Source organism: Sinomonas sp. G460-2, from assembly GCF_047759905.1.
Lineage (GTDB): Bacteria > Actinomycetota > Actinomycetes > Actinomycetales > Micrococcaceae > Sinomonas.
In genome coordinates, this window is the sequence record NZ_JBKZWT010000015.1 from 24855 (window position 1) to 35603 (window position 10749).

Annotated in this window: 10 protein-coding genes; 6 read left to right on the plus strand and 4 right to left on the minus strand. The window is 64.5% G+C overall.

Annotated features, from left to right (window positions below):
• Positions 1–12: 12 nt before the first annotated feature.
• From ACLN58_RS03465 to ACLN58_RS03475, 3 genes are read left to right on the plus strand one after another with little or no spacing between them, the layout of a single operon-like run.
• On the plus strand, positions 13–423 hold the full coding sequence (locus ACLN58_RS03465) for a hypothetical protein (RefSeq protein ID WP_415853886.1): 411 nt from the start codon (positions 13–15) through the stop codon (positions 421–423).
• Positions 359–1456, plus strand: coding sequence for an SIR2 family protein (locus tag ACLN58_RS03470; protein ID WP_415853895.1), 1098 nt, complete (start codon positions 359–361; stop codon positions 1454–1456). Before ACLN58_RS03465 ends, ACLN58_RS03470 begins: the two co-directional genes overlap by 65 nt.
• Entirely contained in the window at positions 1449–3413 is a 1965-nt protein-coding gene (locus ACLN58_RS03475; RefSeq protein WP_415853887.1) for an ATP-binding protein, read from the plus strand. The genes ACLN58_RS03470 and ACLN58_RS03475 overlap by 8 nt, the downstream gene beginning before the upstream one ends.
• A gap of 78 nt (positions 3414–3491) precedes the next feature.
• Here the strand turns inward: ACLN58_RS03475 and ACLN58_RS03480 are convergent, their stop codons facing one another.
• Positions 3492–4376: a GNAT family N-acetyltransferase gene (locus tag ACLN58_RS03480; RefSeq protein WP_415853888.1), complete on the minus strand. Its 885-nt coding sequence runs from the start codon at positions 4374–4376 to the stop codon at positions 3492–3494.
• Between the two features lie 306 nt (positions 4377–4682).
• Between ACLN58_RS03480 and ACLN58_RS03485 the strand changes: the two genes are divergently transcribed.
• The 3 genes from ACLN58_RS03485 to ACLN58_RS03495 are packed head-to-tail and all read left to right on the plus strand — an operon-like array spanning position 4683 to position 8337.
• Positions 4683–5660 (plus strand): phosphate/phosphite/phosphonate ABC transporter substrate-binding protein, encoded by a 978-nt coding sequence (locus ACLN58_RS03485; protein WP_415853889.1) that lies wholly within the window; start codon positions 4683–4685, stop codon positions 5658–5660.
• 23 nt (positions 5661–5683) lie between these two features.
• The gene (gene phnC / locus ACLN58_RS03490; RefSeq protein WP_415853890.1) at positions 5684–6565 is read left to right on the plus strand and encodes a phosphonate ABC transporter ATP-binding protein; all 882 of its coding nucleotides are present in this window, start codon (positions 5684–5686) and stop codon (positions 6563–6565) included.
• Entirely contained in the window at positions 6562–8337 is a 1776-nt protein-coding gene (locus ACLN58_RS03495) for a PhnE/PtxC family ABC transporter permease (RefSeq protein ID WP_415853891.1), read from the plus strand. Before phnC ends, ACLN58_RS03495 begins: the two co-directional genes overlap by 4 nt.
• Here the strand turns inward: ACLN58_RS03495 and phnN are convergent.
• The 3 genes from phnN to ACLN58_RS03510 form a co-directional block, all read right to left on the minus strand.
• The gene (gene phnN / locus ACLN58_RS03500) at positions 8334–8924 is read right to left on the minus strand and encodes a phosphonate metabolism protein/1,5-bisphosphokinase (PRPP-forming) PhnN (RefSeq protein WP_415853892.1); all 591 of its coding nucleotides are present in this window, start codon (positions 8922–8924) and stop codon (positions 8334–8336) included. The genes ACLN58_RS03495 and phnN overlap by 4 nt on opposite strands.
• A complete protein-coding gene (locus ACLN58_RS03505; protein WP_415853893.1) occupies positions 8921–10108 on the minus strand; it encodes an alpha-D-ribose 1-methylphosphonate 5-triphosphate diphosphatase in 1188 nt (395 codons plus the stop codon). The genes phnN and ACLN58_RS03505 overlap by 4 nt, the downstream gene beginning before the upstream one ends.
• Positions 10105–10749: DUF1045 domain-containing protein (locus ACLN58_RS03510; protein ID WP_415853894.1), on the minus strand; the 645-nt coding region annotated here is incomplete at its 5' end. The genes ACLN58_RS03505 and ACLN58_RS03510, both read right to left, overlap by 4 nt.

Below are 10749 nucleotides of genomic sequence, written 5' to 3' on the forward strand. Positions count from 1 at the left end.
AAACTTTGCCGCATGATCAGGCTGCTTCCTGGCGCTACCCCGCGACAGGCAATGGACGTGCTCAATGAGGCTGTTCGTGCATTGGAAAATGCCAGAGGCGGTGCCACGGATGGAACCACACTATTCAACGCGTACCAGTCCTGGGCCGCCGAGCAAATGCGCCAGCTTCTGAACGTCGTTCTGCCCGGTGAGGTGGACCGTCTGGTCACCACCCCATGGCACTGGGCCACCTTCAGCATTGATTTGAGCCAACCCGGTGGAACGACACGGACCCTGATCGACACGCTGATCAACGAGGCAATCCTTCGTCTTCAGCGCGAAGCAGCTGCAATCCGTGACGAGTCGGCTCGGTGGCTTGATGGGGCTGCAGCCGCGGCAGTTGTTACCTGTATTGCTCAGGCTGCTGAAGGAGACGGACGATGAAACAGCGTTGGCTCGAGCGTCAGTCCAGGGGTATTTCTTCGATCGGGTTTTGTTGCCTAATCTTCGCTTACTCGATGCGAAGAACGACGCCAGCGCCCAGAGGCTGATCAAGTCGTACGGGCGTTTCGTGGGGGCGCTCAACCGCATCCTGCTGAAGCGGCGTAGTACCCTGCTCGGAAAGCAGGTCAACCTCTTTACCACGAATATTGACATGGCGTTCGAGCATGCGCTGGAACTGCTCGAGATCGATACCAATGATGGGTTCGCCGGAAAGATCCGCCCTCGGCTCGATCTTGGCGAGTACAGCACGCTGCGTTTCCGGCAGGGCGCTCGGTTCGAATACCGATCGGAGATTCCGACCTTCAACCTCTTCAAGATCCACGGCTCTGCGGGATGGCAGCGAGACGGCGAGGAGATTTACTTCGACCACCGTCTGGACGTCATCAGGGCGGTCCAGACCAGCTATGAGGCGGCCAAGGCCACTCTCCTGCAGATCAACGAACCAACTGATGTTGACGCTTTCATGCTGGGATTCTCGGCGACAGGCAAGGCACTCGATCAGGCGGGTCTCGAGTTTGCGGAGGCCTACAAGGACCTGCAAATCGTCAATCCGGAGAAGACCAAGTTCGCATCAACGGTTCTCAACAAGACGTACTACGAGTTGATCCGGCGCTTCGCAAACGAACTGGAGAAGGAAAACAGTGCCCTGCTGGCGCATGGCTTCTCGTTCCGCGACGAGCATCTGCTTGATCTCGTCCTACGCGCGGCGGCGACCAACCCAACGCTCCAGGTGATCGTGTTCTGTTACAGCCGTGAGGCCCATCAAGAGATCAGTGCTTTGTTTCCGTCAGAAAAGGTCAAGAACGGCAACGTCCTCTTCGTCCGGCCAGCCGAGCCCAAGGAGGGCGCTGAAGAGCGGAAGCTGTCGCTTGACGTGGTCGTCGAAGACTTCCTAGAGCAAGTACTTGAGGATGAGGCGCCACCTGCCGACCACATCATCGAGCTGAGGCTCGGGGGTGCCGACGATGCTTGATGAGGAGACCCTTCAGAAGGATGCTGTCTTCAGCATCGGAAAGGTCACGTCCGTCGAGGGACGTCGCGTCCGCGTCACGGTCCACAAGCTGAAGAACAGCTCTCACCTGCTCTACCAGGGCGAAATCGTTCGAAACGTCGCCGTCGGTAGCTTCGTGAAGATTGCCAAAGGATTCGTCGAGCTCGTCGCTTCGGTCGATGGTGAGCGCGTCGAGGAGGACCATGGGGCCTCTGAAACCTACAGGCGCAGCGTTGATAAACAGAACCGTCAGCTTGAAGTCAGTCTGGTCGGCTACTTCGAGAAGGGAAAATTTCGGCGAGGTGTCCGTGAGATGCCTCTGCTCGACAACGAGTGCTTCCTACTGCGTGAGGACGAGTTCAAAGCAATCCACACTTTCGTTGCTGATACCGCACCAGCAATCCCCTTGGGCGTGCTCGCCATGGAACCGACGCAACCCGTACTCGTCGGTGTGGACTCAATCTTCGCAAGCCATGTGGGCATCTTTGGTAATACGGGCAGCGGTAAGTCGTACACGCTGGCAAAGCTCTATCACGAACTCTTGGCGAACTTCGGTGAACAGCCTGGCTTTGCGGCTCGATCCCAGTTCGTACTCATTGACTTCAACGGGGAGTATGTAAATCGGGAGTCGGAGGCCGCTGAGCCGCCGCCAAGCGACTCGTCATCAGTGATCATCGACGAACAGTTCAAACAGGAATATCGTCTGTCGACGCGGACGAACACGGGGGACCGGCTGCCTCTTCCTCGATCGGCGGTGCATGATCCGGTTTTTTGGACAATATTGCTGGACGCCACCGAAAAGACCCAGGCTCCCTTCGTGGCGAGAGTTCTGCGCAGCGACTTCTGGGACCGGATGCTTCCAGACGCCACAGAACTGCTGTCTGTTGTCGCCGACTTGGTAGCCCGCGCAACAAAGAGCACTGATCCATCTATGGACCGCGTACTGCCCGTGAGGTTCCTCGAAGAGATCGAGGATAGCCTCGGCACTTTGGCGTCCGGCTCCTTCCAGGAGTTGGTCCGGTCCTTTAAGGCGCATCTTGGTTATCACAGTGCGAACCACAACTTTTACTGGGACGATCAGTTCATCAGGAAATGGTCATCTGCGGACGACTGGAACAGCTTTATTGCCAGCAAGGTGATGGCCGTTTCCCAGGACTTCTCCGCAGTTGGAGACGTCGATCTTGTGCGGTTCAAGCTAATCCTACAGTATTACCACGACGTGATCGGCGGGTTCGTCAACAAGGAGCACATTGGCCCGCTCATGAAGCGCCTCGAGAGCCGCATTGATGGGATCAAGCGCCTTATTACGGTTTCGGAGGACGCTGCGACGGACAAACCTCTCACCGTGGTGTCCCTTCGCGACGTAAACCTTGACATGCGCAAGGTCCTTCCGATGATCCTCTGTCGCCATCTTTACGAGACTAAGAAGGCCAGCGACCAGCTTGGGCAACGCTACCTCAATCTTGTGATCGATGAAGCACACAACATCCTTTCGTTCGACTCTGCTCGCGAGAGCGAAGCTTGGCGTGATTACCGACTTGAGACTTTCGAGGAGATCATCAAGGAGGGGCGCAAGTTCGGAGTCTTCCTGACGATTGCCAGCCAGCGGCCACACGACATCTCGCCCACGATCATTTCTCAACTACACAACTACTTCCTCCACCGTCTGGTGAATGATCTGGATATCAAGGCGATCGAGAAGGCCGTTTCCTACCTAGATCGAGTTTCCTTTGAGTCAATGCCTATCCTTCCGACCGGTACATGCATCCTGTCTGGCGTTGCAGCACAGATCCCGGTGATGGTGACAGTCGGTGAACTTGAGCCACAATTCACTCCAAACAGTCGCACGATGTCTATTGCAGAGACTTGGTCTACTCCCTTGGCTCAGTTCGAGCCGGAAGAGTCAGGCCCCGAGGAGTCTGAAGAACCGCCTTTCTAGGCGACTTTTCAGGAAGTCGGAAGTATGAGGAGCAAACCTTGCTCCCCTTGATGATGTATGGGGCGATGTCGACACCTGTTAGGGGTGGCCGAGGATCTGCTTGCCAGGCCGGGGGCTCTGGTCTAAATTTGCGGCAGGACGAGACATACGGACCTCGCGGACGCCGCCCTCTTCTTTGCTCGTCCCATCAGGCTGGAAGCCGCTCTTGGCGTAAAAGGCCTGCGCTCGTGGGTTTGGATCAGCGACCCAGAGAGCGGCGGATTCATCCGACCGGAGCACCGCGTCAAGCAATGCCTTGCCCATTCCGCTCCCGTGGTGCTTGCTGAGGAGATACAGCAGATATAGCTGCGTGTCGACGTCCGAGACGGCGTCTTCGACCGGGCCTGCCATTGCGATGCCCGCCACTTCATTGTCAACTTCTGCAACGGCGGCATTGTTATACGCATAACGCGGATCGCTCAGAGCGGCATTCCAAAACTGCTCCCGGCGAGGAACAAAGTCCGGGTCATCAAGAATCTCGTCGGTCATGAGACCTCGATACGTTTCTCGCCAGGAAGTCACGTGAACGCGGGCCATAGCGGCTGCATCGGCTGGCTCGGCGCTACGAACTCGTGGCTTCTCTACGTTTTCCATCTTGCGCCGCGCTATGAACGAGTCGTTAATCTGTGTCAAGCAGCGGGACTCCACCAGGAACACGGCGATGAGCACAGCTTCCACGCCGGGATCAGACGCGACGTTCGGGACCGGTGGCAGGACCATCACCAACGCCGGGCCCCACAGCGCAAGCGCGCCGACCCAGACCGCGGCCGAGGCCAGCACCGCGGGGGAGGGCGGCCGCCACGTGCTGGTCCGGCGCCAGACCCGTCCGTCGAACCGCCACCGCCGGTCGGGGCTGAGGGCGGGGACCCAGCGCTGGCCGTCCCACCACCACCGCCCGTCGTCGGAGATCGGCCTTTCTGTCATCGCGCACCCATCGCTCGCCAGAGTTTGTTTTCCTGCTCAGAATGCGGAAGCTCGCCTCCTGACGTTCGAGGCGTTTTCCTTCTGCCCAACATGTATCTCCAAGTAGCCGCAGCTCGCATATGGCCGTGACGGTGATGTGGACGCTTCGCGGCCAGCACGAGGCTGTCTAGGTGTATAGACAAGTTAACTTGCTCGTCACCCAGTAGTGGCCGCGTTGTACCGCTGGTTCCCTACTTTGATCGTGACGCGCACAGGAACCCACCTCTATCCAAGCACGTGCGCTCGAACCGAAGGGGCTCCATTCCAATGTTCCTGTCTCGCACCAAGCGCCTCGGCGCAGTCGCCACGTTCGTCACTTCCCTCGTCGCTGTAGTTGCCCTCGCGGGCTGCTCATCGTCCGGCTCGACCTCCGTCTCCGACCAGTCCTCCAGCAACGGCACCTGGGCCAAGGCCAACGGCACGATCGTCTTCGGCGCGACCCCCGACCAGGCGGGCTCGGATGCCAACGTCAAGCCGATCGAGGACTACCTCGCCAAGGTCACCGGCTACAAGGTCGAGTACTACCCGACGGCCGACTACACGGCCCTCATCGCCGCGGCGGTCGCCGGCAAGGTCGACGTCATCACGTCCGGCGCCCTCCAGTACGTCATGGCCGTCAACAAGGGCGCGAAGATCGAGCCCGTTGCCGCCCAACTCAACTCGGACAAGGTCAAGGACCCCGGCTACTACTCGGAGGTCATCGTTCCGGCCGACTCGCCGCTCAAGAGCGTTTCCGAGGCCAAGGGCAAGACGGTCTGCTTCGTCGACCCCAACTCGACCTCGGGCTTCCTCTTCGGCCTCTACCAGCTCCACAAGGCGGGCCTCAACGTCGAGTCGAACGGCAAGGACGCTTCGGGCAACCCGACGTTCGCCGACTTCAAGGCCGTCTTCGCGGGCGCCCACGACAAGTCCGAGCAGTCGGTCGCGGCCAAGAAGTGCGACATCGGCCTCGCCGAGGACTCGGTCGCCGAGGAGGGCGCGAAGAAGGGCGAGGTCAAGGTTCTCGCCAAGGAGTACGTGCCCGGTGGCCCGTTCTCGGTCTCGACCAGCCTCCCCGCTGACGCCAAGAAGAAGGTCACCGACGCCCTCCAGGGCGCCTCTGTCGATGCCATCAAGCAGTCCGGCGCAACCCTCACGGCCGGCTTCTCGAAGGGCTACTTTGGCGTCCAGCCGGAGACGGTCGACTACTACAAGACGATCACGGACCTGTGCTCGCAGATCCCTGCGGCGAAGTGCTCCAAGTAGTCACCTGGTAAGGAACCACAGCCATGAACAGCACGACGACCTCTCCTACTGCTTCACCCGTGGTCCGGCTTTCCGGAGTCACGAAGGACTTCGGGTCCACGCGCGCCCTGAGCGGCGTCGACCTCACAGTCCAGCGTGGAGAGGTCGTCGTGCTGCTCGGCCTCTCGGGGTCCGGCAAGTCGACTCTCCTGCGCCATCTCGACGGCCTCGAGACGCCCACCTCGGGCTCCGTCGAGGTCCTCGGTCGGAACGTCCCGGCCCTCAAGGCCCGTGAGCTGCGCCAGATGCGCGCCCGGATGGCCATGATCTTCCAGCAGTTCGAGCTCGTTGCCTCCCTCACGGTGCTCGAGAACGTCCTGACCGGTGCCCTCGCCAAGCTCAAGGGCCCGCGTCTGGGCCTGTGGGCCTACCCCAGGAAACTCCGCCTCGAGGCGCTCACGCATCTCGACCGCGTGGGCCTCCTCGAAAAGGCGTACCAGCGCGCCGACCAGCTCTCCGGTGGCCAGCAGCAGCGCGTCGCGATCGCCCGCGCCCTCATGCAGCGCCCCGAGATCCTCCTCGCGGACGAGCCTGTCGCGAGCCTCGACCCCGAGTCGAGTGAGTCGGTCATGCGCCTCATCCGCGAGATCGCGGCCGACGACGGCCTGACGGTCGTGTGCAGCCTTCACCAGGTCGACCTTGCGCTCGGCTGGGGCGACCGCATCGTGGGCCTCCGCCACGGCGCGGTCGTCCTCGACACCTCGGCCGTGGGCCTGTCCAAGGAGCAGGTAATGGAGATCTACGGCCGCGTCGCGACGTCGACCGCCGAACTCCATGCGATCGAGAGCGAGCTCAAGGACGCCCAGCTCGCGGCCGAAGCTTCCGGGGCGATCGGCGGCGGCCTCGGGGCAGAGGGCCTCCGGTGACGGCGACCGCAGCCGAGCCCACCGCGTCCCGCCCTGGCGCCCGCGACATCGAGGGCCGTGCGCCCCGCAGGCCCTTTCCGCTCGAGCGCACCGCCGCCGTCGTGCTGCTCATCGCGATGCTCGTCTTCGGAGTGTGGTCGGTTTCGACCCTCGACTTCTCGTGGAACAACATGGCCACGAGCTTCGCGAACGCCACCAAGGTCTTCTCCCACATGGACCCGGTGAGCCTCCCGGGACCCGGGGACCTGTTCACACTCATCGGGATCACCTTCGGCATCGTGGTGCTCGGCACGCTTGTCGCCTCGCTCCTATCGATCCCCGTCGCGGTGCTCGCGGCAGCGAACACGACGCCTGCCCCGTGGCTGCGTCCCGTGGGCCGTGCGCTCGGCGTCGTCGCCCGCGCCGTGCCCGACGTCGTCCTCGCGCTCGCGTTCTCGCTCACGTTCGCCCTCGGCAGCCCGCTCCCCGGCATCTTCGCGCTCGGCATCCACTCGATCGGCATGATCTCGAAGCTCTTCGCCGACGCGATTGAACAGTCCGACGACGGCCCGCGCCTCGCGATCCGCGCGGCGGGCGGCTCGCGCGCCCAGGAGTTCTGGGCCGGGGTGTTCCCTCAGGTCCTGCCCTCGTGGATCGCGACGGCGCTCCACCGCTTCGACATCAACCTGCGCGGTTCCGCGATCCTTGGCTACGCGGGTGTCGGCGGCCTCGGTTACGCCATGAAGGTCGCGTTCGCCCAGTTCCCGGAGGGCTACGGTCGCGGGCTCGGCATCGGGTGCGTGATCTTCGTGATGTGTGTGGTCCTCGAGGTCGTCTCCTCGACGATCCGCCGCAATCTCCTCGGCGTCGCGCCGACTGGCAGGGGCTTCGGAGACCGGATCGTCCGCGCGGCCACCAAGAACCGCGCGACGCGCCGAGCGGCTGAGGAGGCGGCCGCGGTCCGGACCGCTCCACGTGCGGCAGGCCCGCGCGGGGACGCCGAGGTCCGGGCGATGCTGCGCCGCCCGTGGACGCCCGAGCGCGTGCGGGATACCTCGTGGGCCCTCATCGGCATCGCGGTCATCGTCGTCGCGTGGTTCGTGAGCGACATCGACTTCACGCAGGTCGAGTGGCAGTTCGTGCCGCGCGTGATCGAGAGCTTCTGGCCGCCGAGCCTCGGCTCATACACGTTCGACGATTTCGGGCAGGCGCTGCTTGTGACCATCGAGGTCGCGTTCGCCTCGGCCCTCCTCTCGCTCGTGTTCTCGCTCGTCTTCGGATCGCTCGCGGCGCGCAATGTGGCGCCGACAGGGGCCGTGCGGAACACGTTCCGTGTGATCCTCGTGATCTTCCGCGGCGTTCCCGAACTCGTGCTCGCGATCTTCCTCATCATGGTGACGGGCCTCGGGAACCAGGCGGGCGTCGTCGCCCTCGCGTTCGGCGGCATCGGTCTGCTCGGGAAGCTCATCGCCGACTCCTTCGAGGAGGTGCCGAGCGGACCGGAGCGCGCGCTCACGGCCGTAGGTGCTACCCGCTCGCAGCGCTACTTCTCCGCGACCTGGCCGCAGGGCGTCCCTTCGCTCATCGGCAACTCGCTGTATCTCGTCGACACCAACATTCGTGCGGCCACGATCCTCGGGATCGTCGGCGGGAGCGGGATCGGCTTCTACCTCACGAACGCCTCGTCCGTGCTCACCCTGCACGGCCAGGTCACGACGCTCGTGGTCATGGTGATTGTCACTGTGCTCGCGGTCGAGGGCATTGCCACCTGGATGCGCCGCGTCTTCCGCTAGGCGCCTGCGCCCAGGATCGCCCGCACGAGTGCCCGTCCGCCCTCGGCGACAGTGCCGTCGTTGCGGATCTCCACGTCCGCTGGGTGGAGGGGAGCGGGGTCGGCCCGCGCGAGGCGCTGCGCGATATCGTGCAGCGCCTCTCGCCCCCGGCCGTGAAGGCGCTGCGCCCTCACCTCGTCGGAGACTGTCACACGCACCACGACGAACCGCTCGTAGCGCGCCGCGAGCGCGCCGAGCACGCCACGCGAGACGTTGGCGACGACGGCGCGTCCGGCACGGATCTCGTCGTCGACCGCTGCCGGAATGCCGTAGCCGAGCCCGTGCGCACGCCACCACACGGCGAAGGCGCCCCCTGCACAGGCCTCGGCGAAGGCCTCCTCGGCGATCGGCTCGTGGTGTTCGCCAGCGCCCGCCGCCCGCGTGATGACGCGCCTCGGGAAGCTCACCGCCCCAGAGTCGAGACGCTCGCGTGCGTAGGAGATCAGGGCGTCTTTGCCGACGCCGCTCGCGCCCACGACGGCGAGGAACGGCCCGGGCCCCGGGGTCGCGGCGATGTTCTCCGAGCCCAACGCGAACGGCGAGCTCACGAGACCCGCGCCCCCTCGCGCCACACACCGCGCACCACGGGCACGCGGTGCCCATGCGGCCGATTCGGGTACGCCGGAAGATCATGGGCGTGCACGCGCACCAGATCGGCGCGGCGGCCGGCTTCGATGACGCCGCGGTCGTCGAGGCCGACGGCGCGTGCGGGGTTCGCTGCGACGAGCTTGGCCCCTTCGCGCAACGGCAGTGCGCCCTCGGCGTCGAGCAGGAACACCGCCTGCAGGGGGCTCGCGGGCACGTAGTCGGAAGAGAGGATGTCCAGAAGGCCGGTCTCGAGCAGCTCAGTCGCCGCGACGTTGCCGGACTGCGAGCCGCCGCGCATGATGTTCGGCGCCCCCATGACGATGAGCTGTCCGCGTTCGCGGGCGGCCTGGGCGGCGACGCGCGTCGTGGGAAACTCCGAGATCAGGACGCCGAAGCCGGCCGATTCCTCGACGTGCTCGATTGTCGCGTCGTCGTGCGCGGCGAGCGCGATGCCGCTCTCGCTCGCGAGGCGGGCGATCTCCGCCCGGTTCGGCACCGAGTGCACCTCGGCGACCTTCTTGAGCTCGTCGACGTAGGGCAGGAACGCCTCGTTCGTGAGCTTGCCCTTGCCCACCATGTAGGTTCGGAAGGCCTCGACGTCGGCGTATTGACGCTGGCCCGGCGTGTGGTCCATGAGCGAGGCCAAGCGGATCTCGGCGACCTCGCTTAGCGACTCGAACTCGGCCACCGTGCTGGGAGCAGCGACCTCGCAGCGGACGTGGATGAAGTGCTCGGCTCGGGTCAGCTTGGCAGCCGCGGCGTAGCCGATCGCCTCGGCGATCTCTCGGGCCAGAGCCGTGCCGTCGTCCTCGCGCCCTGTCATCGAGCCGATGCGCACGGCGTCGAAGACCGTCGTGACGCCGGCCCCGCTGACCTGCGCGTCGTGCGCGAGCACCGCCGGCACCGGGTCCCAGTGGGTGCCGGGACGCGGCTGGACGTGGGACTCGAGGTGATCAGTGTGCAGCTCAACGAGTCCCGGCATGAGGTAATCGCCGTCAAGGTCCTCGCCGGCGGCGGCTGTGCCTGGCTGAACCGCACCGGCCTGGAGGTCGGCGATCATCCCGTCGCGGATCAGGACGGAGCCGCGCAGGATCTCGTCGGAGAGGACGATGCGGGCATTGCTGAGGACGGTTTCTGGGCTCATCGGATTCCTTCTGCGAGGGCCAGGCGTTCGGGGTCGTGGGATTCGAACGGCGCACGGAGCGGATGCACCGAATGGAGAGCAAATGGAGCGCCGGGCTCCGCCTCGGTGAAGAGCGCGAGGGAGCTGATGGGGATGGTCCGGCCGAGGCAGCCCGCGAACCACGCGCGGAGCGCCGCCTCGACCTCGGGCTGCCGCTCCTGCTCGATCCGGTCGGTGAGTGTCAGGTGGAACTGAAACTCGTCGAGCACGTAGGGGTAGCCCCACCGGTCGAACAGCTCGCGTTGCCGCCTGGTCATCGCGCTCGGATTGCGGCGTGCGATCTCGGCCGGGGTCGCGGGGGCGCGGAACTCGTCGAAGGCTTTCACGAGCTCGGAGGCGAGCGAATGCAGCGGCTCGGCTCGGGCTCCTGGCACGAGTGCGAAGAAGCGGCCGAGGCGCGCGAGGGACAGTTCGGGCAGCGTGACAGAGGGACGGTCGGCCGCGAATTGCGAGAGCGCGGCCTCGAGCTCGTTGAGGCGGCGGCCGGGCGCGAGCCGGAAGGGCGCCTTGAGCGTCCCGTGGAATCCGTAGCGGCGCGCTTCAACCGTGATCTCGTCGACGGCGGCCCGCGTCCATCCCTCGGGCGCAGCCGATGCGACGGG

What these genes read in the sequence shown, in the direction of transcription:
- ACLN58_RS03475 (WP_415853887.1), top strand. Translation starts at nt 1,449, where the DNA reads ATGCTTGATGAGGAGACCCTTCAGAAGGATGCTGTCTTCAGCATCGGA.
- ACLN58_RS03480 (WP_415853888.1), bottom strand. Translation starts at nt 4,376, where the DNA reads ATGACAGAAAGGCCGATCTCCGACGACGGGCGGTGGTGGTGGGACGGC.
- ACLN58_RS03485 (WP_415853889.1), top strand. Translation starts at nt 4,683, where the DNA reads ATGTTCCTGTCTCGCACCAAGCGCCTCGGCGCAGTCGCCACGTTCGTC.
- ACLN58_RS03470 (WP_415853895.1), top strand. Translation starts at nt 359, where the DNA reads ATGGGGCTGCAGCCGCGGCAGTTGTTACCTGTATTGCTCAGGCTGCTG.
- ACLN58_RS03465 (WP_415853886.1), top strand. Translation starts at nt 13, where the DNA reads ATGATCAGGCTGCTTCCTGGCGCTACCCCGCGACAGGCAATGGACGTG.
- ACLN58_RS03505 (WP_415853893.1), bottom strand. Translation starts at nt 10,108, where the DNA reads ATGAGCCCAGAAACCGTCCTCAGCAATGCCCGCATCGTCCTCTCCGAC.
- phnC (WP_415853890.1), top strand. Translation starts at nt 5,684, where the DNA reads ATGAACAGCACGACGACCTCTCCTACTGCTTCACCCGTGGTCCGGCTT.